This window comes from Streptomyces sp. AV19, from assembly GCF_015999245.1.
Classification (GTDB): domain Bacteria; phylum Actinomycetota; class Actinomycetes; order Streptomycetales; family Streptomycetaceae; genus Streptomyces.
Genome location: NZ_JAEAMR010000020.1, coordinates 69,156 through 92,636 on the forward strand (window position 1 = coordinate 69,156; position 23,481 = coordinate 92,636).

Annotated in this window: 19 protein-coding genes; 9 read left to right on the forward strand and 10 right to left on the reverse strand. The window is 72.6% G+C overall.

Features of this window, described 5'->3' with window-relative positions; translation table 11 throughout:
• Positions 1-184: 184 nt before the first annotated feature.
• From I5Q34_RS27230 to I5Q34_RS27240, 3 genes are all read right to left on the reverse strand, one after another.
• Positions 185-940 (reverse strand): thioesterase II family protein, encoded by a 756-nt coding sequence (locus I5Q34_RS27230; protein ID WP_277965737.1) that lies wholly within the window; start codon positions 938-940, stop codon positions 185-187.
• A gap of 94 nt (positions 941-1,034) precedes the next feature.
• Positions 1,035-2,675, reverse strand: coding sequence for a GMC oxidoreductase (locus I5Q34_RS27235; RefSeq protein ID WP_199895089.1), 1,641 nt, complete (start codon positions 2,673-2,675; stop codon positions 1,035-1,037).
• A gap of 169 nt (positions 2,676-2,844) precedes the next feature.
• On the reverse strand, positions 2,845-4,245 hold the full coding sequence (locus I5Q34_RS27240; protein ID WP_199895090.1) for a condensation domain-containing protein: 1,401 nt from the start codon (positions 4,243-4,245) through the stop codon (positions 2,845-2,847).
• A 120-nt stretch (positions 4,246-4,365) separates the two neighbouring features.
• Between I5Q34_RS27240 and I5Q34_RS35610 the strand changes: the two genes are divergently transcribed.
• The gene (locus tag I5Q34_RS35610) at positions 4,366-4,491 is read left to right on the forward strand and encodes a hypothetical protein (RefSeq protein ID WP_267912034.1); all 126 of its coding nucleotides are present in this window, start codon (positions 4,366-4,368) and stop codon (positions 4,489-4,491) included.
• Positions 4,492-5,294: 803 nt separating this feature from the next.
• Here the strand turns inward: I5Q34_RS35610 and I5Q34_RS27245 are convergent.
• Positions 5,295-6,509: an acyl-CoA dehydrogenase family protein gene (locus tag I5Q34_RS27245; RefSeq protein ID WP_199895091.1), complete on the reverse strand. Its 1,215-nt coding sequence runs from the start codon at positions 6,507-6,509 to the stop codon at positions 5,295-5,297.
• A 152-nt stretch (positions 6,510-6,661) separates the two neighbouring features.
• Between I5Q34_RS27245 and I5Q34_RS27250 the strand changes: the two genes are divergently transcribed.
• Complete coding sequence (locus I5Q34_RS27250) at positions 6,662-7,318, forward strand: TetR family transcriptional regulator (RefSeq protein WP_199895092.1); 657 nt, start codon at positions 6,662-6,664, stop codon at positions 7,316-7,318.
• A 106-nt stretch (positions 7,319-7,424) separates the two neighbouring features.
• Positions 7,425-8,057 (forward strand): GNAT family N-acetyltransferase, encoded by a 633-nt coding sequence (locus I5Q34_RS27255; RefSeq protein WP_199895093.1) that lies wholly within the window; start codon positions 7,425-7,427, stop codon positions 8,055-8,057.
• 99 nt (positions 8,058-8,156) lie between these two features.
• Here the strand turns inward: I5Q34_RS27255 and def are convergent, their stop codons facing one another.
• Positions 8,157-8,744: a peptide deformylase gene (gene def / locus I5Q34_RS27260; protein ID WP_199895094.1), complete on the reverse strand. Its 588-nt coding sequence runs from the start codon at positions 8,742-8,744 to the stop codon at positions 8,157-8,159.
• 168 nt (positions 8,745-8,912) lie between these two features.
• Here def and I5Q34_RS27265 point away from each other — a divergent pair, with 168 nt between their 5' ends.
• The 5 genes from I5Q34_RS27265 to I5Q34_RS27285 all read left to right on the forward strand — a co-directional run bounded on the left by I5Q34_RS27265 (position 8,913) and on the right by I5Q34_RS27285 (position 13,605).
• Positions 8,913-10,151 (forward strand): MurT ligase domain-containing protein, encoded by a 1,239-nt coding sequence (locus tag I5Q34_RS27265; RefSeq protein ID WP_199895095.1) that lies wholly within the window; start codon positions 8,913-8,915, stop codon positions 10,149-10,151.
• A gap of 19 nt (positions 10,152-10,170) precedes the next feature.
• The gene (locus tag I5Q34_RS27270) at positions 10,171-10,899 is read left to right on the forward strand and encodes a type 1 glutamine amidotransferase (RefSeq protein ID WP_199895096.1); all 729 of its coding nucleotides are present in this window, start codon (positions 10,171-10,173) and stop codon (positions 10,897-10,899) included.
• Positions 10,900-11,197: 298 nt separating this feature from the next.
• Entirely contained in the window at positions 11,198-12,223 is a 1,026-nt protein-coding gene (locus I5Q34_RS27275; protein ID WP_199895097.1) for a 6-phosphofructokinase, read from the forward strand.
• Between the two features lie 121 nt (positions 12,224-12,344).
• Complete coding sequence (locus I5Q34_RS27280; protein ID WP_234429617.1) at positions 12,345-13,325, forward strand: cytochrome c oxidase assembly protein; 981 nt, start codon at positions 12,345-12,347, stop codon at positions 13,323-13,325.
• 121 nt (positions 13,326-13,446) lie between these two features.
• Positions 13,447-13,605, forward strand: a complete 159-nt coding sequence (locus I5Q34_RS27285) for a hypothetical protein (RefSeq protein ID WP_199895098.1) — start codon at positions 13,447-13,449, stop codon at positions 13,603-13,605.
• Positions 13,606-14,149: 544 nt separating this feature from the next.
• On the opposite strand, the gene I5Q34_RS27290 is transcribed toward I5Q34_RS27285, so the two are convergent.
• Complete coding sequence (locus tag I5Q34_RS27290) at positions 14,150-14,545, reverse strand: SSI family serine proteinase inhibitor (RefSeq protein WP_234429618.1); 396 nt, start codon at positions 14,543-14,545, stop codon at positions 14,150-14,152.
• A gap of 258 nt (positions 14,546-14,803) precedes the next feature.
• Between I5Q34_RS27290 and I5Q34_RS27295 the strand changes: the two genes are divergently transcribed.
• A complete protein-coding gene (locus I5Q34_RS27295) occupies positions 14,804-15,646 on the forward strand; it encodes a TIGR02452 family protein (RefSeq protein ID WP_199895099.1) in 843 nt (280 codons plus the stop codon).
• A 26-nt stretch (positions 15,647-15,672) separates the two neighbouring features.
• Here the strand turns inward: I5Q34_RS27295 and I5Q34_RS27300 are convergent, their stop codons facing one another.
• The 4 genes from I5Q34_RS27300 to I5Q34_RS27315 all read right to left on the reverse strand — a co-directional run bounded on the left by I5Q34_RS27300 (position 15,673) and on the right by I5Q34_RS27315 (position 23,443).
• Positions 15,673-15,942, reverse strand: coding sequence for a hypothetical protein (locus I5Q34_RS27300; protein WP_199895100.1), 270 nt, complete (start codon positions 15,940-15,942; stop codon positions 15,673-15,675).
• Positions 15,943-16,057: 115 nt separating this feature from the next.
• Positions 16,058-16,885, reverse strand: a complete 828-nt coding sequence (locus tag I5Q34_RS27305) for an MOSC domain-containing protein (RefSeq protein ID WP_199895101.1) — start codon at positions 16,883-16,885, stop codon at positions 16,058-16,060.
• Positions 16,886-16,972: 87 nt separating this feature from the next.
• A complete protein-coding gene (locus I5Q34_RS27310) occupies positions 16,973-21,475 on the reverse strand; it encodes an RICIN domain-containing protein (protein WP_199895102.1) in 4,503 nt (1,500 codons plus the stop codon).
• A 423-nt stretch (positions 21,476-21,898) separates the two neighbouring features.
• Positions 21,899-23,443 carry an alpha/beta hydrolase gene (locus I5Q34_RS27315; protein ID WP_199895240.1) on the reverse strand — a complete coding sequence of 515 codons (1,545 nt, stop codon included), beginning with the start codon at positions 23,441-23,443 and terminating at the stop codon, positions 21,899-21,901.
• Between the last annotated feature and the right edge of the window lie 38 nt (positions 23,444-23,481).

The window sequence follows — 23,481 nt, forward strand, 5'->3', positions numbered from 1 at the left end:
GGGGGGCCCCCCGCGGGGGGGCGCCCCCCCCCCCGCGGGGGGGGGGGGGGGGGGGGGGGGGGCCCCCCCCCCGGGGGGGGCGGCCCCCCCCCCCCCCCCCCCCCCCACCGCGCGGAGCGCGGTGCCGGGCCCCGGGGCGAAGCCCCGGAGGAAACGGTGAAAGGGAGGGACCGGGGCAAACCCCCTACACCAACCGCCCCGCCACCTCCTCGACCACCGCCCGCTGATGCCGCGTCAGATAGAAGTGCCCCCCGTCGAAGACCCTGAGGTCGAACGACGACTCCGTATGCCGCCCCCACGCCGCCACGTCATCCACCCCCACCTTCGGATCCGCGTCCCCCGCCAGCCCCACCACCGGGCACCGCAGCGCCGGCCCCGGCTCGTACCGGTACGTCTCCGCCGCCCGGTAATCGGCCCGGATCGCCGGCAGGACCATCCGCAGGATCTCCTCGTCGCCCAGCAGCTGCGCGTCCGTCCCGCTCAGCCGCTGCATCTCGCGGACGATGCCGTCGTCGTCCCGCTCGTGGACGTTCTCGGCGCGGACCACCGACGGCGCCCGGCGGGCGGAGGCGAACAGGGCGGTCAGGACGATGTCCTTCTCCCGCTCCAGGCGCCGGGCCACCTCGAAGGCGAGCGTGGCGCCCATGCTGTGGCCGAAGAAGGCGAGCGGCCGGTCGGCCCAGGGCAGCAGGGCCGCGTACACCCGGTCGGCGAGGTCGGGGATGTTGTCGATCAGCGGCTCGGCGCGGCGGTCCTGGCGCCCGGGGTACTGGACGCACAGGACGTCGACGCCGTCGGGCATCGCCTTCGCCATGGGGAAGAAGAAGCTGGCCGAGCCGCCGGCGTGCGGCAGGCAGACCAGCCGGACGCCGGCGTCCGGGCGCGGCTGGAACCGGCGTATCCACAGACCGTTGTCGTCGATGCCACGGTTGTCGTTCACGAGCGGTGTTTCCTTCCCGATGGGGTCACGCATTCGATGACCGCGTGTCAGCCGTGCCCCGGGAAGCGCCGCCTCACACGCGATGCGACGGGCATCACGTCCGGCCGCGCAGGACGTCCTGCCGCAGGACGCGCTCGATGTTGCGCTCGGCGAGGGCGGTGATCGTCACGAAGGGGTTGACGCCGAGCGATCCGGGGACGAGCGCGCCGTCGGTGACGTACAAGCCGCGGTACCCCTTCACGCGCCCGAAGTCGTCCGTGGCCCGGCCGAGGACGCAGCCGCCGAGCGGGTGGTAGGTGAAGTCGTCGGCGAACGCCCGGGGTTCGGGGCCGAAGAGGTCGTAGCGGTAGTCGGTGCCGTTGGCCCGGTTCATCCGGTCGAAGAACGCCCGCGCCGAGCGGACCGCCGGCGCGCTCTGCCCGCGGTCCCAGCGCAGCCCCATCCGGCCCGTGGCCCGGTCGTAGGTGAACGTGCCGCGCTCGGGGTTGCGGGTGATCGCCAGGTAGAGGCTGATCCAGGTCTCGATGCCGGCCGGCACGGGGGTCACCTCCGCGAAGACCGGGTGCCGCGGGTCGTCCCAGGCGTCGATGCCGAGGACGGGGACGGTCGACTGGTGGCAGCCGGTGGGGTGCGGGGGCCGGTTGGCGCGCGCGGTCATCACATTGCCGTTGGGCCCCCAGCCCTCGCCGATCTCCCGGCCGAGCCGGGGCAGGGTGCCCGTCTCCCGCGCCCGCAGCAGCAGTTCGGTGGTGCCGAGGCTGCCGCCGCCGAGGAACAGGTGGCGGCAGGCGATCTCCTTGGTGCCGAGCGGCCGGCCGAGGGCGTCCGACCGCTCGACGGTCACCACGTAACCGCCGGCGTGCGGACGGATCGCGGTGGCGCGGTGCAGGGCGGCGACGGTGACGCGGCCGGTGCCGAGCGCGGCGGCGAGGTAGGTCTTGTCCAGGGACATCCGGCCGTGGTTGTTGCCGTAGATCAGCTCACCGGCCAGCGCGGACTTCGGGGCCGTCCCGGCCGCCTCCCGGCGCATGTGCCGGAAGTCGTAGATGTTGTCGAGGAAGACCGTGCCGTGCCCCGCCCGTCCCGCCTGCTCGCGCGCGACGCGGGAGTAGCGGTACCACTCGGTGGCCTCGAACCAGCCCCGGTCGACGCCGTTGACCCCGAGGCCGGCCCGGGCCCGGGGGAAGTGGCGCCGGTACATCTCCCCGGCGTCCACCCGCGGCAGCACCTCCCGGAAGTACGAGCGGCGCGGCGTCACCGCCATCCCGCCGTTGACGAGCGAGCCGCCGCCGACGCCCCGGCCCGCGTACACCGCCATCGCGCCGAAGTCGACGCGGTCCAGGATCCCGGCGTACGGCTGGACGGGCCGGTTGACGACGTCGAGCCAGAGGAACGACTCCACGGGCGCCGCGGTGCGCCGGCGGAACCAGGTGGACCGCCGGTCGGGGGTGAGCATCTTGCAGAACACCTCGCCGTCCGGCCCCGGGCGCGTCCACAGCTGCCCCGCCTCCAGCATCAGGGTGCGGACCCCGGCCTCCGCGAGGCGCAGCGCCGTCACGGCGGCGCCGTAGCCGGTGCCGACGACGAGGGCGGGGACGTACGCCCCGTCGCGGGCCCGGTCGGCGGCGTCCGCGCGGCCGGCGGGTCCGACGACGGTCTCCCCGGCGAGCGCCGCCGCCCCCAGGGCGAGGGCGCCGAGCACCCGGCGGCGGGACGGGGGGTGATGTGCTGACATGGTCTGCCTGGCCTCTCCGGGCCCCTTGCGGTGGGACGGTCTCCGGGGCCCGGCGGCCATGGAAACAGAAGTGGCGGGCGGGGAGGCCGAGTTCACCCTTCACTTCCCGGGTTTCCCCCGTATCGCTTGACGCGGATCAATCCGTTGCGATACGGCGCGGGACGTCACGTCAGAACGTCCCGTGGTGCGCCATGCCCTCCAGCGTCCGCACCAGGGTGCCGCCGAGCGCGGCCTTGGTGCGGCGGGCCTCGGGGGTGTCCGCGTAGAGGGAGTTCATGTAGAGCCCGGTGTCGTTGCGGTGGAACCAGAAGCAGATGCCGTTGGTCCGCGACGACCAGATGTGCTTGCGCGCCCGCCGGGCGGCGTGGTGCCGCGCCCCCGGCACCTTCCGGAAGTCGAGGTAGGAGAAGAAGTTCACCGCGAACGGCCAGGTGCGCAAGGAGAAGTGCTCCGGCGCCAGCAGGCTCCACGCCTTGACGAACGGCACGTCGACGTGGCGCCACATCTCGTCGATCGCGGCCGAGACCCCGGCCATCGTCTCGTCGAGGCCGCGGTCCTCCGCGACGGAGAACTCGACGGGCAGGGTGTTGATGAACCAGCCCATGGTGTGCGCGTAGGCGCCGCGGCCGCGTTCGTTGACGGGCATCAGCCCGCGGTAGACGTCGGGGCCGCCCTCCTTCCGCAGGGAGACCCCGACGGCCGCCAGCAGGCCCATGAACAGCCTGCCCTCCGCCTTGCGGCAGCTGGCCTCCAGCGCCTCCGTCCCGTCCGCGGTCAGCAGCGGGTCCAGCTCGTTGACCGTCGGGTACAGGCGGCCGGGTTCGAGGCCGAGGTCCAGGGGGAACGGCGGGAAGAAGTCGCCGTTGCGCGCCATGAACCCCTTCCAGTGGTCGAGCCGGCCGTCGTCGGCGTCCATCTCCCGGTAGCGCAGCCGCTGTTCGCGGCTGTAGCCGAGGTAGCTGCCCACCTCGGGCAGGTCGGGCCGCCGGCCGCGGGACAGTGCCGCGTAGACGGTGGCGATGTCGTGCACGGCGATCGGCGTCGACAGGCCGTCGGAGACGAGGTGGTCGCAGGAGAAGAACACCGTCGTGGAGTCGTCCCTGACCACGGCGCCCATGCCGATGAGCGGCCAGGAGAGCGTGTCGATGCCCCGGAAGAACTCGTGCAGGTACGACCGGACGCGCGCCGGGCTGTCGATGTGCCCCACCTCGACCATCCTGAGCCCGACCGCGTCCGGGTCCAGCGGCCCGCAGGAGACGTCGCCGGCGAGCTCCCCGAAGGTGCAGCGCAGCACTTCGTGGCGGCGCACGACGTGCAGGAGCGCGGACTCCAGGGCGCGCAGGTCCACCCGGCCGGGGATCTCGAACGTCCCGGCCACGTAGGAGGAGAACGCGTCGTCCGTCTCCCGGGCGTCCCGGGCGACGGTGAAGTGCCGCACCTGGTTGTACGTGGTGGCCTCGCGCGGTCGCGGGACCGGCCCCGCCGGGCCGTTCGTCCTCGTGGAGACGAGGTTCCACACGAAGACGCGCCCGGGCGCGATCTCCGTGGCCTCGATCGGTACTTGAAACACCTTGGCCTTTCCTCCTGTTCACCACCGGCACGTGCGCTGTTCGGAGCAACGAGCCGTACGGCCGGGCGGAAACGGATCAACCCCCGGGGCATCCGCGGGAGTCCGTGCAAGGGGCCGGGTATGCGCGCTCCGAGGAACCGGGCGTTCCAGAAGGATCGGAGGGCGGACGTGAACGACGAATGCGACCACGAGTGGGTGCTGTGGAGCGGGGCGAGCCGGTGCCGCAAGTGCGGCACGACGCAGTGAGGGCTCGCGCACGGCGGCGGCCGGGGGCTCGCGCCCCCGGCGCGTTGCGCTCGAGGCGGCGCGCGCTGCCTCGCCCTCCGCCAGGGGGCGGGGCACGAGGGCCGGCGGGGTGACACCCCGGGGCCCGGTGGTGGCCGGACGGGAGCCCGGGCCAACTGCGTCTGCTTCGCACGGCGGGCGCATGGACGGCCGGCCGGGGCCGCGCATCCGGCTGCCGCACGCGGACGGCCCGGGCGGGTCGGCACCGGTGGCGGTGCCGGTGGAGTGTGGCGGTGGCAGCCGGCCGGGAATCCGGGCCAACTGCGCCCGGCCCGCACGGCGTATGGACAGCGGACGCTTGGATGGCGGGCGAGCCTGGGCGGCGGGCTTTTGGACGGCGGGCCGGGGCCGCGCGCCCGGCTGCCGCGCACGGGCGCAAGCAGGAGCCGCACCGTGGCCGAGAACGCCCGGCTGCCTCACGCGGACGGGCATGGGCGGGCGAGTGCGCCGCTCAGGGCACCTCCGGGGGCAACAGCAGGAGACGGCAGGAGACTCCGATCCCCCGCCCGCTTGCCGCAACTCCCCTCCCCATGGCCGGACTCGGCCACGCCCCGGCGGAAAACCCCTCGACCGGGCGGACGGTCACAGGGCACGCTGCTGCCCTCGGCGCACCGCCGGGAGCGTGCGTCCACCCGCTACGGGGGTACGGGTGGACGCCCGCACCGGGCGCGCCGGGCGGCACCGCGCCCCATAAGGGGCGCGGGGAACTGCGCGACCGGCCACCGACGGCCCGCGGCCGCATGACCTCGCGTCCGGCCGAGCGCCTAGCGAATCGGCATTCCCGAGACCGCCCGCGCGATCACCAGCCGCTGGATCTCGCTCGTCCCCTCGAAGATCGTGTAGATGGCGGCGTCGCGGTGCATCCGCTCCACCGGGTACTCCCGGGTGTAGCCGTTGCCGCCGAGGATCTGCATGGCCTGGGCGGTGACGTCGCGGGCCGTCTCGCCCGCGAAGAGTTTGGACATGGAGCCCTCGGCCGCGGTGAAGGGCCTGCCCGTGGCGGCCATCCAGGAGGCGCGCCACACCAGCAGACGGGCGGCGTCGATGCGGGTGCGCATGTCGGCGAGCTGGAAGGCGACGCCCTGGTTGTCGACGATCGGGCGGCCGAACTGCACGCGGGTGCGGGCGTAGTCGAGCGCCGTCTCGTAGGCGGCGCGGGCGACGCCGACCGCCTGGGCGCCGACGGCGGGGCGGGACGCCTCGAAGGTGGCCATCGCGGCGTTCCCCGAACTCCTGCCGCCCTCGCGGGCGCGGGCCAGGCGTTCGTCGAGCTTCTCCTTGCCGCCGAGCAGGCAGTGGCCCGGCACGCGGACGCCGTCCAGGACGACCTCGGCGGTGTGCGAGGCGCGGATGCCGTGCTTCTTGAACTTCTGACCCTGGGAGAGCCCGGGGGTGCCGGGCGGGACGACGAAGGAGGCGTGCCCCCGGGCGCCGAGGCCGGGCTCGACGACGGCGACGACGACGTGGACGTCGGCGATGCCGCCGTTGGTGGCCCAGGTCTTGGTGCCGTCGATGACCCACTCGTCCTTGGCCCCGTCGTACACGGCGCGGGTGCGCATGGCGGAGACGTCGGAGCCGGCGTCGGGCTCGGAGGAGCAGAAGGCGGCGACCTTGACGTCCTGTGCGTCGCCGTACATCTGCGGGATCCACGTCCCGACCTGCTCCTGCGTGCCGTTGGTGAGGACGCCGACGGCGGCGAGCCCGGTGCCGGTGATGGCCAGGCCCAGTCCGGCGTCGCCCCAGAAGAGCTCCTCGACGGCCATGGGGATGCCGAGCCCGGTGGGGTCGAAGAACTGTTTCGCGTAGAAGTCCAGCGAATACAGGCCGATTTTCGCCGCTTCCTGGACGACCGGCCAGGGGAACTCCTCGCGCTCGTCCCACTCCGCCGCGGCGGGCCGCATGACGTCGGCCGCGAAGCCGTGGATCCAGTCCCGTACGGCCTTCTGTTCGTCGTCGAGCTCCATCGTGAACTCCGCCATGGTCCCCTCCCGGCGCGGCTTACTTGCGGTAACACGAGTCTGTTACCGGCCAGTAAGAGGTGTCAACTCCCTTCGCCCCGCCCCTCCGGTGCGTACCCCGGGTGTTACGTTGCGCGGGCATTACGCACAACGAAGGGCGGGGAGGCCCAGTCATGACGACCAGTCAGCGGGAAGACCAGCAGCGCGCCGCCGAACAGCGGCGCCGGGAACTGCTGGAGGCCGCGGACCGGGTGGTGCTCAGGGACGGGCCGCAGGCGTCGATGAACGCCATCGCGGCCGAGGCGGGGATCACGAAGCCCATCCTCTACCGGCATTTCGGCGACAAGGGGGGTCTCTACCGGGCGCTCGCCGCCCGGCACACGGACGCGCTGCTGGAGGGACTGCGGGCCGCCCTGGACGCGCCGTCCGAGCGGCGCGAGCGCGTCGAGCGGACGCTGGGCACCTACCTCGCCGCCATAGAGGCCCGGCCCCAGGTCTACCGGTTCCTGATGCACCCCGCCGAGGAGAACGGCCCCTCCGAGCAGGGCTCCGAGCGCGGCTTCGACGTGGGGCTGCACTCGGCCCCTCTGCTGCGGCGCCTCGGCGAGGAGCTGGCCGTCGTGGTGGCCGAGCGGGTCGAACTCGGGCCGGAGGGCACCGAACTGGCCCGGGCCTGGGGGCACGGCATCGTCGGGATGATGCACGCCGCGGGCGACTGGTGGCTGCGCGAGCGCCCGTTCCCCCGCGAGCACCTGGTCCGCCACCTCGCGGACCTGCTGTGGGGCCGGCTGGCCACCGCGGGCGACCGGGCCGACGGCCCCGGCTTCTGACCGTCCCCGCCGGGGACTTGACAACGAACGCGGACAAACCTGTCCCGACCCTCCCCCACGGCGTACCGTGCGCTGATCACACACGGCGGGCTGCGCGGGAGGACGGATGATTCCGGTACTGGCCAGGGTCTGGGCGGCAGGCTGGGCGGCGTCCCGCGGCACGCCCCCGCCGGCCGAGAAGCCCTGGGGGCTGTACATCGAAGTGGGCCTGCCGGGCCACGCGGGGCGGCACGTGGTGCCGCACGCCGCCGAGGCCGCGGTCCGGGCCGCCGCCGCGTCGGCGACCGTGCCGGACACCTGGCTCAAGGTGCCCGGAGATCCGGACACGGTCGGGAGCTGGCTCCCCGTCGGCTGGTCCGTCGACAAGGAGGACACGGGCCATCTCATGGCCGCGGTCCTGCACGTCACGGGCCCGGAAGCGCCCTCGGGCTACACCGTGTCCGTGACGGAGTCCGGCGGGGTCACCCGCGTCGACGTCGCGGGCCCGGCGGGCGAACCGGCCGCCCGGGGGCAGCTGGCGGTCGTCGGGGACGCGGCCGTCTTCGACCGCGTCGGGACCGAGGAGGCGCACCGCCGCCGCGGCCTGGGCACCCTGGTGACGCGCACCCTCGCCGACCGCGCCGTGGCCGACGGCGCCTCCTTCGGCGTCCTGGGTGCGACCGACGACGGGCGGGCACTGTACGAGACGCTGGGCTGGCGGGCGTACGCGCCGCTCGTGGCCTGCGTGTACCGGCCTTGACGCGAGGGCGCCGGTGCGGGTCCGGCGGTGGCCGGGGAGCGCACCCGTGTACCGGACGTATCCGGGTGACGCGACGACGCGGCGAGGTGCCGCCCCGCCCTACGGCGCCGTGCGCACCCCCGCGCCCGCCCACGGCGCCCGCCGGGCCGCGCGCAGCAGCCGCCGGCGGCCGAAGCCGGTCACCCGGTCCACGTACAGACCGCCGTCGAGGTGGGCGCACTCGTGCTGGAGACAGCGGGCGAAGAAGCCGGTGCCGGCGACCCGGACCGGGCTGCCGTCCACCCGGTGGCCCTCGACGACGGCCTCGTCGAAGCGCGGGGTGGGGGCCTCCAGGCCGGGCAGGGACAGGCATCCCTCCGGCCCGCGGATCTCGACGCCGTCGGTCTCCACGAGCCGGGGGTTGACGATGTGGCCGAGGTGCCGGACGTCCTCGTCGTCGGGGCAGTCGTAGACGAAGACCCGCAGCGGGACGCCGATCTGGTTGGCGGCCAGGCCCACCCCGTCGAAGGCGTACATGGTGGCGAACATCGACTCGACCAGCCCGGCGAGATCGGTGCATCCTCCGTCAAGCTCCACCGGGGCGGAGAAATCCGTGACCTCGGCGCACGGCGCCGCCAGGACGGGGTCACCGAGCAGCCGCACGGGCCGCACGCGTCCAGAACTTCCGGGAATGACACCTCTGCGCATGTGCCCAGCGTACGGGGCCCACGACGACGGGTTTCGGGCCCACGGGCGGATCTCGATAGGCTGATCCCCGACCGTAGCCTCCTGGCCGGCGACCCGGCACGGAGGGGGCGTTCCACCGGCGGACCAGGGCGACAGGCGACGGCGCCGGAACAAGGAGGATCTAGGACGATGGCAGGCAACTCGGGGCCGCTGTCCCCACGGGCCAAGCTGGCCGTGACGGCGGGCAAGGCCGCGGCGGCGGTGTCGCGGGCCGCGGGGCGTGGCAGCGGATCGGTGATCGGCGGCAAGGTCGCGCTCAGGCTCGACCCTGACCTGCTGGCCCGGCTGGCGACCCACCTCGACGTGGTCCTCGTCTCCGCCACCAACGGCAAGACGACCACGACGCGGCTGATCGCGGAGGCACTGCGCGCCAGCGGCCCGGTGGTGTCGAACGCGCTGGGCGCCAACATGCCCGCGGGCATCACCTCCGCCCTGGCCGGCGGCTCGGACGCCCGCTACGGCGTGATCGAGGTGGACGAGAAGTACCTGGCGATGGTCGCCCGGGACGTCGCTCCCAAGGCGATAGCGCTGCTCAATCTCTCGCGCGACCAGCTCGACCGCGCCGCGGAGACCCGCATGCTGGCCGAGAAGTGGCGCGAGGGCCTGGCCGGCTCCAAGGCCGTGATCATCGCCAACGCGGACGACCCGCTGATCGTGTGGGCCGCCTCCTCCTCCGCCAATGTGGTGTGGGTGGCCGCCGGCCAGGAGTGGAAGGACGACGCCTGGTCCTGCCCGTCCTGCGGCGGTGTGATGCAGCGCCCGGGCGACGACTGGTTCTGCGGCGAGTGCGGCTTCCGCCGCCCGACCCCGAGCTGGGCGCTGTCGGGCGACTACGTGCTGGACCCGCACGGCTCCGCGTGGCCGATCCGCCTCCAGCTGCCGGGCCGGGCCAACAAGGCCAACGCCACCAGCTCCGCCGCCGTGGCCGCCACCTTCGGGGTGCCGCCGCAGGTGGCGCTGGAGCGGATGTACCAGGTCCAGGCGGTCGCCGGCCGCTATGACGTGATCACGTATCTGAACCGTGAGATGCGGCTGCTGCTGGCGAAGAACCCGGCCGGCTGGCTGGAGACCTTCTCCCTGATCGACGGCCCGCCGGCGCCCGTGCTGCTGTCGGTCAACGCCCGCGGCGCGGACGGCACGGACACCTCCTGGCTGTGGGACGTGGACTACACCCGCCTCACCGGCCACCCGATCTTCGTCATCGGCGACCGCAAGCTCGACCTGGCGGTCCGCCTGGAGGTCGCCGGCCAGAACTTCCAGGTCTGCGAGTCGGTGGACGAGGTCGTGCAGAAGGCCCCGCCCGGCCGGATCGAGGTCATCGCCAACTACACCGCGTTCCAGGACCTCCGCCGCCGCGTCGGCAACTGACCCACGAAGGACCATCAGCATGAGCCAGAACAGTCTGCGTGTGGTGTGGGTCTACCCCGACCTGCTCAGCACCTACGGGGACCAGGGCAACGTCCTGGTCCTGGAGCGGCGCGCCCACCAGCGCCGCCTGGACGTCCAGCGCCTGGACGTCCGCTCCGACCAGCAGATCCCCACCTCCGGTGACATCTACCTGATCGGCGGCGGCGAGGACCGGCCGCAGCGGCTGGCCGCCGAGCGGCTGCGCCGCGACGGCGGTCTCAACCGGGCCGTGGCCAACGGCGCCATCGTCTTCTCGGTCTGCGCCGGGTACCAGATCCTGGGCCACGAGTTCGTCAACGACCTCGGGCAGCGCGAGCAGGGCCTGGGCCTGCTGGACGTGATCAGCACCCGCGGCGAGGGCGAGCGCTGCGTCGGCGACGTGCTCGGCGACATCGACCCCCAGCTCGGGCTGCCGCCGCTGACCGGTTTCGAGAACCACCAGGGCGTCACCCATCTCGGCCCGACCGCCCGCCCGTTCGCCCGGGTCCGCTTCGGCAAGGGCAACGGCACCGGCGACGGCACCGAGGGCGCGTTCAACGAGACCGTCTTCGGCACCTACATGCACGGCCCGGTCATGGCCCGCAACCCGCACATCGCGGACCTGCTGATCAAGCTGGCGCTGGACGTCAACGCCCTGCCGCCGGTGGACGACCGCTGGTACGAGGCGCTGCGCAACGAGCGGATCGCGGCGGCGTCCCAGCCCGCCTGAGCGCTCCGCTGGAAGTGCCGCGGTGGGTCGTCGATCGGCTGCGGCACCGTCGTGGCCGGTCGCGCCCACGCGGCGGAGCCGCACGGCGAAAGGGCCCCGCGCCCCTTCGAGGCGCTGCCGAACCGCAGCGGGCTTCACCCGACCCGCCTGGCATCCGCGCCGTCAACATCAAGTCGTCAACGTCAAGTACGGCTTTTCGGACGCCGGTGTTCCCCGTCACCCCCCATGGGTAGGGTGACGGGGAGTCCGCCGGACGACGGGGTCCGGTTCCCTGCCCTGTTGTAAGGCGGCCCCTGTCATGCGCATCGGTGTCCTCACCTCCGGCGGCGACTGCCCCGGTCTCAACGCCGTCATCCGCTCCGTCGTGCACCGCGCCGTCGCCGACCACGGCGACGAGGTCATAGGTTTCCGCGATGGCTGGCGCGGCCTGCTCGAGGGCGACCACCGTCCCCTCGACCTCGACGCGGTGGCCGGCATCCTCGCCGCCGGCGGCACGATCCTCGGCTCCTCGCGCGTCCGCCCCGAGCAGCTGCGGGACGGCGTCGGGCGCGCCCGCGAGCACGTCGCGGAGCTCGGGCTGGACGCGGTGATCCCGATCGGCGGCGAGGGCACCCTGAAGGCGGCCCGGCTGCTGTCGGACGCCGGGCTGCCGATCGTGGGCGTGCCCAAGACGATCGACAACGACATCGCCGCCACGGATGTGACCTTCGGGTTCGACACGGCGGTCGGCGTGGCCACCGAGGCCCTGGACCGGCTCAAGACCACCGCCGAGTCCCACCAGCGGGTCCTGATCGTCGAGGTCATGGGCCGGCACACCGGCTGGATCGCCCTGCACGCGGGCATGGCCGCCGGCGCCCACGCGATCGTGGTCCCCGAGCGCCCCTTCGACATCGACGAACTGACGGCGGTGGTCGGCAAGCGCTTCGGGGCGGGCAAGCGCTTCGCGATCGTGGTGGTCGCGGAGGGCGCCAAGCCGAGGAAGGACTCGATGACCTTCGAGACCGGAGGCACGGACGTCTACGGGCACGAGCGCTTCGCCGGGGTGGCCCGCCAGCTCGCCGTCGAACTGGAGCGGCGCCTCGGCAAGGAGGCGCGCCCGGTGATCCTGGGCCACGTCCAGCGCGGCGGCACGCCCACCGCGTACGACCGGGTGCTGGCCACCCGCTTCGGCCGGCACGCCGTGGAGGCCGCGCACCGCGGGGAGTTCGGGATGATGACCGCGCTGCGCGGGACGGAGGTCACGCTGGTGCCGCTGGCCGAGGCCGTGGCGCGGCTCAAGACCGTGCCGCACGAGCGCTACGCCGAGAGCGAGTGCGTGCTCTGAGCACATCGCCGTCCTCTGAGCACATCGCCGCCCGGCACCGGCACCCGCCCCGACCGTAACCGGAAACCCCGGCGCCTCTACTCTTGTCCCGGCGCTATTGGTGCGATATGGGAGAGACCGGATGGATCATCACGGCGGGCATGACATGGGCGGCATGCATGGCATGCACGGCATGGATATGAACATGCCACCGTTCACGCTGGGCCGGGGTCTGGAGTTCAGCGGCGACCCGTTCTTCGTGACCGGCTGTCTGGTGGCCCTGGCGCTCTACGGCTGGGGCGTGGTGCGGCTGCGGCGCCGGGGCGACCGGTGGCCCGTCGGCCGGACGGTGGCGTTCGTCCTCGGCGTCGCCACCGTGTGGCTGGTGATGAACACCAAGCTGAACGACTACGGCATGGTCATGTTCAGCGTGCACATGGTGCAGCACATGGTGATCAGCATGCTCTCCCCCATCCTGGTCCTCCTCGGCGCCCCGGTGACACTGACCCTGCGCGCCCTCCCCGCCGCCGGACGCGGGCGCAAGGGCCCGCGCGAGTGGCTGGTCGCGCTGCTGCACAGCCGCTACATGCGGATCATCACGCACCCGGTGTTCACCATCCCGATGTTCATCGCGAGCCTGTACGCCCTGTACTTCACCCCGCTCTTCGACTTCCTGATGGAGACCCGGACCGGCCACATCGCGATGATGGTCCACTTCCTCGCGGTGGGCCTGGTGTTCTTCTGGCCGATCATGGGCGTCGACCCGGGCCCGCACCGGCCGGGCTATGTGATGCGGATGCTGGAGCTGTTCGCGGGCATGCCGTTCCACGCGTTCTTCGGCATCGCGCTGATGATGTCGTCGGAGCCGATGATCGAGACGTACAGGAACCCGATGGCCTCGCTGGGCATCGACGCGCTGGACGACCAGAAGGCGGGCGGCGGCATCGCCTGGGCCTTCAGCGAGATCCCGTCGGTCGTGGTGCTGCTGGCGCTGGCGTACCAGTGGTACCGCTCGGAGCAGCGCCAGGCACGGCGCAGCGACCGCCAGGCGGAGCGCGACGGCGACAAGGAGCTCGCCGACTACAACGCCTACCTGGCCTCGCTCCAGGCGCGCGGACACTAGTTCCTTTCCTCCTCACAGCGCTGTGGCACCCGGGCCGCGACCGGGAGACGATGGTCTCCGGTCGCGGCCCGCGCATATGTACGCCTCGTCGGGGTGACGGGCCGCCGTGAGGAGGTGCGGGGTGCCCGGATCGACGAAGACGATGGCATGGCTCACCGTGGGCGGTCTGGTGGCCGTGACCGCTTACACAGTGGCGCTGGGCAGCAACGGCTGGCTGTGGTTCGCGTGGGTGGTGCTGGGGCTGGCGACGATAGGGGCCGTGGTGGCGAAGGGGACGTAGCGGCCACGGCTTCGCCACCGCGACGGACGGGCTGATTCGCGCGCCCTGGCTTGATACCCGGTGCGGGCCGCGCACTTCAGCCCGTCTGGGGGTTGCCCCCTCCGGGGAGTTTGAGGACGAGCGGCGAAGCCGCGATACGGGGTCCGGGGCGGAGCCCCGATCCAGCCCGTCTGGGGGTCGCCCCCTCCGGGGAGCTTGAGGACAACCGCGCGGAGCGCGGTTACGGGGTCCGGGGCAGAGCCCCGAAGCGGGTCCGGGCGGAACCCCGAACGGGGTCCAGGGGCGGAGCCCCGGTGGAGGTGTGGAGGGCGAAGCCCCCGCCCACCCGCATGGAGCGCGGTCGCGGGTCCGGGGCGAAGCCCCCAAGCGGGTCCGGGCGGAACCCCGAACGGGGTCCAGGGGCGGAGCCCCGGTGGGGGTGCAGGGGGCGCAGCCCCCGCTCACCGCACGGAGCCGCGGCCGCGGGTCCGGGGCTTGCCCCGGGAAACGGTGAAAGGGCGGGGCGGGGCGAACTCCGCAACCGACAACCACCAGTTGCCGGCGCTCAGAACCGGAACACCGCCCCCGTAGCCGCATCCAGCGCACACGCCCCGGCAAACGTCCGCTTCCAACGCACGGACGCCCCACCCCACTCCCCCTCCGCCGCCGCCTCGACCGGCTCGTCCTCCGCCGGGCACAGCCGTTCCGCGCGCGGCAGGGCATCGGGCCGTCCCCCCACCGCCGCCAGGCTCGCGCACGCCTCCGCGGCGTGCGGATGCTGCCGGCCGCCGGGCGCGGGGCACACCAGCCGCACGCCGCGGATCCAGGTGTGCTCCGCCCCGGACAGGGTGAGCAGGAGCCGTCCGCGCTGCGCCGGAGCGGCGGCAGCCGTCGGGGCGAACGGCGGGGCGAGCAGGGCGGTGGCGGCCGCCGCCGCGGCCACGGTGGTGCGTACGGACATCGCTGGGCCTCCTGAGACACGTGGGTGCGCGGTGCGCCGGTCAGGGCACCGCGCCCGGCCCTCTCCCGCAAGGGGCCGCACCGCCCGTGTCGCCCGGCCGGCCGCGCCCGGCCACCCGCCCGGCCCGCGCCCGCGGCCGATCCGCGGCCGACCCGCGAGCCGTGCGGAACGTCCCCCGCCGGCCGGGAAAACCGCTGGCCGCAGGCGCGCGAGCGACCTAGAGTCTCGCGCCATGACCAGCATGACCAGGACGGACGTATGAGCGCACGACTGCGCGGGATCGCGCGCGAGACGGAACGGATCGTCGCGGAGGGCGGCTACCGGACGCCCGGCGGCGCCACGGCGGACATCGCCGCGGCCGTGGCCGAGGCCCGCGCCGGGACGCGGCTGTACGGACCGGCGCCCGTCGCCGTCCCCGGGCAACGGGCCGAAGAGGCCGCGGAGGCCACGGTGTTCGAGGTGACCGCCGAGGGAAGCCTGGACGCGGCCCGCCGGCTGGCGGTCGCGGGCCCGGAGCAGCCGGTCGCCGTGCTCGACTTCGCCTCCGCCCGCAATCCCGGCGGCGGTTACCTCAACGGGGCGCAGGCGCAGGAGGAGGCGCTGTGCCGCGGCTCGGCGCTGTACGCCTGTCTGCGCGAGGTCCCGGAGTTCTACGCCGCCCACCGGGCGGACCCGAGCCCCTTCTACAGCGACCGGGTCGTCCACGCCCCCGGCGTTCCGGTCTTCCGCGACGACCGCGGCACACTGCTCGACACCCCGTACCGCGCGGGGTTCCTGGCCGCGGCGGCCCCCAACGCCGGTGTGATCGCGCGGCGGACGCCGGAGGAGGTCCCGCGCGTCGCGGCCGCGCTCACATCGCGCGCGGAGCGGGTGCTCCAGGTCGCGGCGGCGCACGGCTACCGCCAACTGGTGCTGGGCGCCTGGGGTTGCGGGGTCTTCCGCAACGAACCGCGCGACGTCGCCGGGGCCTTCGCGGACCACCTGACCGGAACGGGCCGTTTCGCGGGCCGGTTCGGCCGTGTCGTCTTCGCGGTCCTGGACCGCCGTGCGGACTCCCCGACCCGTGCCGCGTTCGCCGAGCGGTTCGCGGCGGGGACGTGACCGCCGGAGCCTGGATCAGCCCCGGGTCAGTCCTGGGGCTGCCTGCGCGACGGCGCGGAGCAGCCGGGGCACCAGTAGCCCTCGCCGCCCTGGATGAACACCCACCCGAGGTCGTCGATGTATCCGATGGCCTGGTGGGCCTCGTGGAGCAGGTGGCCGAGGAAGTCCGTCTCCCGGTCCGGTGGCGGCTCGGCGATGACCAGGTCGAAGCTCACCCGCTCCGTGCAGCCGCCGCGGTCGCAGGCGAGGCGGTACCGCACGGGGCCGGGTGCGCGCCCCTCGGTAGTCAGGCTCATGGGGGCATGTTCGCCGAGCCGGCGGCCGGCGACAAGGCTCCTGCTGCGGAGGGCGGTTTCCCGCCGCGACCCGAGTGAAACCGGACCGTCCGAGAGGCGGTCGGCGTTCCCGGGGTCACCGCTCGGAGGGGCCCCACTCCTCGACGACCACCTCGTCGCCGACGGAGAGCTTCCCGCACCGCACGACGGAGAACTTCGCGCCGAAGACGACGCCCCCGCCCCCGGCCCGCCGGTAGGCGGCCAGCGTGCGCAGCGGCTCGGGCCCCGCCTTGGCCCCGGCCTCCTGGTCGACCGTCGTCACGGCGCAGCGGACGGCGAGCTTGGTGTAGCCCAGCGCGGCGTCCCCGACGGTGACCCGGCGCAGCCGGTCCTCGGTGTGCGGCTCGTCCCAGCCGTCCACGACGGCGTTGGGCCGGAACCGGCTCATGGGCAGCGGCTCCGCGCCGCCCTCGGCGAGCTTGCGGGCCAGCAGGTCCAGGCTGGAGCGGGAGAGGAGGTGCAGGGCGGAGCTGTCGGCCCAGCCGGAGGTGCCGGGGGTCAGGCCGTCGGTCACGCGGTCGTGCTCCGGCGGGACGCGGACGAGGCGGCTCGGCGCGCCGAGCACCTCGGTGAGCCAGGCGGCGGCCGCGTCGCCCTGGTCGATGCCCCGGTACGGGTTCTTGAACAGCTCCACCGCGCGCCGCGGGCCGGTCGTGTCCACGGCGACGTCCAGCGCGTCCGCGCCGGGCGCGCGGAGGGTGATCACCGTGCCGTCGGCGCCGACGGCGGGCCGGATCAGCGCCAGCCGCGGATCGCGGCGTTGGGAGCGGAAGACGCCCTGCTCGTCGGTGACCATGAAGGTGCGGTCGTGCGCGAGCCCGGCGGGCGTCAGCTCGGCCGCGGCGACGGACGTCCCGGCGCACCCCTTGATGGGGTAGTACAGCAACTCGACGACCCTGGCCATGCGTTCCCCCCGTCATGATCGATTCCCACCGTACAGCAGGGGCCCGGCACTCGGCCGGGCCCCTGCTGTCCATCTCGGATGGTTCGCCTAGAAGTTCACACACCCGTCGATGGTGTTGGACTCCTTGACCGCCACCTCCCGTCCGCTGTTGTCGTAGGCGGCGACCACGGTCTTGTACCAGCCGACCTTGACCACGGCGAACTGGCAGGACGCGCGGTGGTCCGGGAAGCTGAACTCGCCGCTCTGTCCGGCGACGGTGTCCCGGCACTCGATCTTGCGTACGCCCCAGTCCCCGCGGACCGGCATGAACCCGGTGAACCGGAGGTAATCCTTCTGGTACAAGGCGACACAAACCGTGGCGTAGTCACCGCCGTTGGTGAAGCTCCCCGAGCCCTTGACGATGTTGTAGTCCAGCGTCATGCCGCTCAGGTGGTCGAAGTAGCTGTCGTCCTCGATGACGGTCACCCCGACATCGATGCGGCTGGCAGGCTTGCTCACGCCGCCCTTTCCGTCGTCGCGCAGGTCTCCACCGCCGGACGAACCGCTGCCGGTCCACGTGCCTCCGCCGGGAGCACCGCCGTCGTCGCGCAGGTCTCCACCGCCGGACGAGCCACTGCCGGTCCACGTGCCCCCGCCGGACGAGCCGCCGCCGGGCTTGTCCGTCCCACCGCCACCGCCGGTGGCGAACTCGGCGGGGTTACGGAGATGCCACCACTGGGCGGGCGACGCCTCGCAGCTCCGGATCGCCAGGTCGCCATCACGGTCGGCCGCCGTCAGACAGCCTCCGCCGGCTGCCGAGATCACCCGGTACCAGCCTCTCGGCCCTTCCCGGAACCGCCACAGCTGATTGGCGTTGCCGTCCTGCGACTTGATGAGATGCGCACGGTGGGTGTCCGGGTTGTGGTCCATGACCATCCCCCCGCCCAGCTTCGTCTCGATCAGCCACTGACCGTCCGGCTTCTCCCAGAACACCCAGCGCTGCGCGTCGTTGGCGTTGACGCCCAGCGCCTTGATCCGCGTACCACTGGCGGTCGACGCGCTGTCCACATCCGCCACCAGCTCGTTCCTGCCCGACATCAGCACGGCCGACAGCCCGTGCTTCGGGCTGTCACCGCCGGGAGCCTGGGGGTACCCCCCGTCGGGCACGTTGCCGCCGCCGTCTCCGGAGCCGCCCCCGGTGGGCTTGTCGGGCCCACCACCACCGGTGCCGGCCTCGGCGGAGTCAGTGAGCTTCCACCACTGGCCGGCCGACTCCTCGCACCTCCGGACCTCCAGGTCCGCACCGCCGTTGACCGCCGTCAGACAGCCTCCGTCGGCCGCCGAGATCACCCGGTACCAGCCCACCGCGCCCTCGTGCAGCCTCCAGAGCTGATTGGCGTTGCCGTCCTGCGACTTGATGAGATGCGCGCGATGGGTGTTCGGGTTGTGGTCCACGACCATCCCCCCGCCCAGCTTCGTCTCGATCAGCCACTGACCGTTCGGCTTCTCCCACAGCGCCCAGCGCTGCGCGTCGTGACCGTTGCGGCCCAACGCCTTGATCCGCGTACCCGAGTTGGTGGAGGCACTGTCCAGATCCGCCACCAGGCCGTCCTTGCCCGACTGCAGCACCGAGGACCGTCCGTGCTTCGGACTGTCCCCGCCGGGGGCCTGGGGCCGCCCCGAACCGGCGTCGGTACCGCCTCCGCCCGTCGGCTTGTCCGTCCCTCCGGTGCCGGTGCCGGTGTCGGGGACGTCCGGCAGGACGGGGTCCGGGTTGTCGGCGACGTCGGTCAGACGCCACTTCTGACCGCGGTCACCCGCGTCACAGGACCGGACCTCCAGATCGTTCTGGGCGCCGGTGGCGGTCAGGCAGCCGTTTCCTGCACTGCTCGTGATCGTGTACCAGCCCGCTCCCGCGTCCCGGAAGCGCCACAACTGGTTGGCGTTGCCGCTCATCGCCGGTATGAGGTGGGTGCGATGGGTGTCCGGGTTGTGGTCCATGACCTTGCCGCCGCCGAGCCTCGTCTCGATCAGCCACTGGCCGTCGGGCTTCTCCCACAGCACCCATCGCTGCGCGTCGTGACCGTTGCGGCCCAACGCCTTGATCCGCGTACCGCCGGCGTTCGACCCGCCGTCGACGTCGGAGACGAGGCGGTCCCTGCCGGACTGGAGGACCACCGTGCGATTGTGCTTCGGCCGTTCTCCCCCTTCGCCCAGCGGCGGTTGGTCTCCGCCGCCCTGTCCACCACCGTCGCCGGCGTCCGGCTTGATGCCCGACAGCTTCCACTTCTGCTGTTCGCTGCCGTCACAGCCGCGCACGGCCAGCGGCCGGCCCGCGCCGTCGAGGGTCAGGCAGCCCCCGCCGTCGCCGTTGACGAGGGTGGACCAGCCGCCTCCGGCGTCCTTGAACCGCCACAGCTGGTCGGTCCGTTCGGCCGTCGCGGACCGGAGCACCGTGTGGTGACGCCCGGTGTCATGGGTGACGGCCATCCGTTCCCCGGCCGCGCTCCGGCCGTAGGTCAGCCGGGTCTCGATCAGCCAGTTGCCGTTGCCACGGTCCCAGAAGACCCATTTCTGCGAGTCGGTGTCGTTCGGCTCGTAGCCCTGGACGGCGGTGTCGCTCGCCGTGTTCCCGCCGCGTACGTCGGGGACGAGCTTGTTGTCGCGGGCCGATTGGACGTAGACGCCATGCGAGGGGTCGGTCTTACCGCCGCCTCCGGGACCGCCGACGCTCGCGGGGAATGCGGGAAACGAGGGGAAGTCGGGCAGACGGATGCCGGGGAGAGCCGGGAACGACGGTCCACCGCCTCCTCCGCTGCTGCCACCGGAAGAGCTCCCTCCCGGCCCGCTTCCTCCCGAGCTGCTGCCGCCGGAGGTGCCGCCGGTGCTGCCACCGGAGGTGCCGCCCGTGGAGCCGCCGGAGGTCGGACCTCCGGTTCCGGAACCACCGCTCGCGGTCCCGCCGTCGGGGCCGGAGCCGTCCGGTTCCTTGGATCCATCGGGCTCATGGGGCTCATCGGGCTCATCAGGTTCCTCAGAACCGTCGTCCCCGTCACCGGAATCCGGTTCGTCCCGGCTGCAGCCGGCCCCGCCTTCCGGCTCCTCCGGCCCCCCGGTGTCCTTGCCGCCGTCGGATCCGCCACTCGTCTGACCACCGGTCTCTCCGGTCCCTCCGGAGCCGGAACCACCGGAGGCACCCGAGTCCTTGCCGTCGTCCTCGGCCTCCGGCAGCCGCCACTTCTGGCCGTCACTGCCGTCGCAGGGCGTGACCGTCAGCTCGGCGCCCGGGCTCGCCGCCGTCAGGCAACCGCGGTTGGCGGAGCTGACGAGCGTGTACCAGGGCCCGCCCGCCACCTCCTTGATCTCCCACTGCTGGTTGGCGTTCCCGTTGAGCTGCCCCGCCTCGTCCTTCGCCACGTGCCACAGGTGGGTGCGGCGGATGTCCGGGTCGTGGTCGAGGACCATGCCGTCGTCGGGCTGCCGGACCCCGTTCGTCAGCTGGGTCTCGATGAGCCACTTGTTCCCCGGCTTTTCCCACAGGACCCACTTCTGGGCAGGAGTTCCGTTGGGCCAGTACGCCTGGATCGGGGTGTCGTTGCGCACGTCCGAGGAGCGCAGGTCGGCGACGAGGTTCCCGTTCGGCGAGGTGATCGCCGACTGGAGGGCCGTCACCATGCCGTGCCGGGGCCCCTGGCCGCCACCGGCCGGGGGCGCGGCGGCCGTACGCGGCCTGCCGGCGGACTCGGCGCTCAGCGCGCGGCGCGCCGGTGCGACGGGCGTCCCGGGCTCCGGCGGCGGGCATTTCTTGTCCTCGCGGTCCTTCTTTTTGTCACCATCCTTGACCGGACGGAACACCACCGGGTAATGGTCCGACGTCTTGAGCCAGCTCTGGCGGAATCCGGTGTATTTGTCGGCCCCTTGCACATTGCGCGCAACCATGAAGTCGTATTGCTTAGTAGGGCGCTTCATGGTGTTACCCACTTTTTTCCACACATGATAGGTGGGCATGTCGGTCTGCACCACCCGCTCCCCGGGATCCAGTTCAATGGGGCCGTATTCTTTCCTCTTCCTCTTCTTGCCCTTGGACCCGGCCCCGGATTGCGGCTCGGATTCGGATTCGGATTCGGATTCGGGATCGCCCTCCGGAACGAGCACAGAGGGCTCACAGTTGAAGTCGCCCATCACCGCCCAGTGATCGGCGTCCCGGTGTGCCTCGTCGACAGCTACGACGAGATCTCCCGCATCTCCTTCGACCTTGCCCTTGTCGCACTTACCCGAGTCCGCATGGATGTTGTAGAACCAAGTGCTCCCGATACGGACACCGAAGGCCGGCCTCGGCGACTCACGGGAGGCACCGGAAGCCCTCAGCGCCAACTCGTCGGCCGGCACCTTGGTGACCATGGCCAGTCGCCGGTTATTGACGCCGGTGGCGAGGATGTAGACCTTGCGCTCGAACCCGTCGGCACACCTCCAGGTGAACTGCTTGATTTCATAGTTGTAACGGCCGGCCGGGAGGGCCGTGGTTTTCTCCAGTGTCAGGTGCTTCGGATCAGGATCGTTGTTCCCGACTTCCTGCAGGGCCAGGACGTCCAGATCCTGAGAGCGGATCAACCTCGGAACATCCTCATTCCAAACCACACCCTTGTACTGCGTGTTCCACGTCGCCGCACGGTATTCGTGCACGGCGGCGGACGCGGGCGGCGCCCCGACAGTCACGCCCGTGAGGAGCGCGGCCGTCAGCGTCCCCGCCACCGGGGCGGCCAGTCGCGCGGCGCGCCGTCTTCGTCTTGCAAACGCTATATAACCCATCAACACTTCCGGTCCTGGCGATGACGATCCCCGCAGCCACCCGGGCACCGCTCGAACCGGTTGAGAACCCGCCCCCACGGCCATCCCGGGGGTACGGGCCGTACGCGATTAAACGATCTTTATCCGGATTCGCGCAACCGTTCGCACGACTCCGCCCGCACAACGCACGGTGCCCCGGACCCATGAGGTCCGGGGCACCGCGTCGAACAGGGGTTGTGCGACGGCCTACTTGGCGGCCTTCGGCTGCGGGACGGCGTGCGGGGCGCACGTGACGTCCTTGGCGTCGACCTTGCCGGAGAGCAGGTAGGCGTCCACGCGATTGTTGATGCAGGGGTTGACCAGGCCGGTGACGCCATGCGAGCCGGCGTTCTTCTCGACGATCAGGCGGGAGCCCTTGAAGCGCTTGTGCAGCTCGACAGCGCCCTCGAAGGGGGTGGCCGCGTCACGGGTGGACTGCACGATCAGGGTCTGGGGCAGGCCCTTGTGGGTCTTGACCTCGAGCGGGGTGCCCTGGGGGCCCTTCCAGGTGGCGCAGGGGAGGTTCATCCAGGCGTTGGCCCAGGTCATGAAGGGGGCCTTCCGGTGGACGCGGGTGTTGTCCCGGTTCCACTTCGCCCAGCTGGTGGGCCACTTGGCGTCGGCGCACTCGACGGCGGTGTAGACGGCGTTGCCGTTCTCGGCCTCGACGGCACCGGCCACGTCCGGGCCGGCGGCCTCGACGAGGGCCTTCTTGTCACCGGCGCGGTACTTCGCCCAGGTCTCGGCGACCGGGACCCAGGAGCGGTCGTAGTACGCGGCGCTCTGGAAGAAGTTGATGAGCTCGGCCGGGCCGACGAGGCCGCCGATCGGCTTCTTCTTGGCCTCGGCGCGCAGTTTCAGCCACTGGGCGTGCACCTTGGCCTGCGAGTTGCCGAGGTGGTAGACGGAGTCGTGCTTGGCGACCCAGGTCTCCCAGTCCTTGAAGCGGCCCTCGAAGGCGATGTCCTGGTCCAGGTTGGCCTGGTACCAGACGTTCTCCTGCGCCGGGTTGACGACGCTGTCCACGACCATGCGGCGGACGTGGTTCGGGAAGAGCGTGCCGTAGACGGCGCCGAGGTAGGTGCCGTAGGAGACGCCCAGGTAGTTGAGCTTCTTCTCGCCGAGGGCGGCGCGCACCACGTCGACGTCACGGGCGGTGTTCATCGTCGTGAGGTACGGCAGCAGCTTGCCGCTGCGCTTGGCGCAGCCGTCCGCGTACTTCTTGGCGAGCTTGCGCTGGGCGCGCTTCTCGGCCTCGTTGGCCGGGACCGGGTCGGCCTTGGGGGCCGACACGAACTGCTTGGGATCCACGCAGGAGATGGGGGCGGACTTGCCCACGCCGCGCGGGTCGAACCCGACGAAGTCGTACGCCTTGGCGATCTTCGTGTAGAGGGGGTTCTTGGTGGTGACCCGGCGCGGGAACGGCAGGCCGGAGCCGCCGGGGCCGCCCGGGTTGTAGACCAGGGAGCCCTGGCGCTCCTTGGCGGTGCCGGTGGAGTGCACCCGGCTGACGGCGATCTTGATGGTCGGCCCGTTGGGCTTGGCGTAGTCGATCGGGACGATCACCGAGCCGCACTGGATGGGCTTCTCCAGGCCCCAGTCGGCGGGACAGTCCCGCCACTTGACGCCCGTCTTCGCCGCCCGCTCGGCGGCGACCTTCACACCCTTGGCCTCGGCCGCGCCACCGGGCACGCGCTCGGTGGCCCCGGCCGACGGGGCGGCCAGGACGCTCGCGACGAGCGCACCGGTCATCAGGGTGCCGGTCGCCGCACCGAGTATCGCTTTAGGTC